At 65.4% G+C, this 243-nt stretch carries 1 protein-coding gene; it reads left to right on the top strand.

Features of this window, described 5'->3' with window-relative positions; genetic code table 11:
* On the top strand, positions 1-243 hold a 243-nt coding region (locus SB772_RS44810), incomplete at both ends, for an AIR synthase related protein (protein WP_410839127.1).

The raw sequence follows: 243 nt of genomic DNA, 5'->3' as shown, positions 1-243 counted from the left end.
CCCGGCCGGCTACAAGCAGCCGGTTCTGGTCTCCGGCACCGACGGCGTCGGCACCAAGCTGCGCCTTGCCCTGAACCTGAACAAGCACGACAGCATCGGCCAGGACCTGGTCGCCATGTGCGTCAACGACCTGGTGGTATGCGGTGCCGAGCCGCTGTTCTTCCTCGACTACTACGCCACTGGCAAGCTCAACGTCGACGTCGCCGCCACCGTAGTCACCGGCATCGGTGCCGGCTGTGAACT

It is taken from the genome of Paraburkholderia sp. SIMBA_030 (genome assembly GCF_046535245.1).
Taxonomy (GTDB): Bacteria; Pseudomonadota; Gammaproteobacteria; order Burkholderiales; family Burkholderiaceae; genus Paraburkholderia.
The sequence above is the reverse complement of the archived record's forward strand: the minus strand, read 5'-3'. Positions and strand labels throughout refer to the sequence as shown.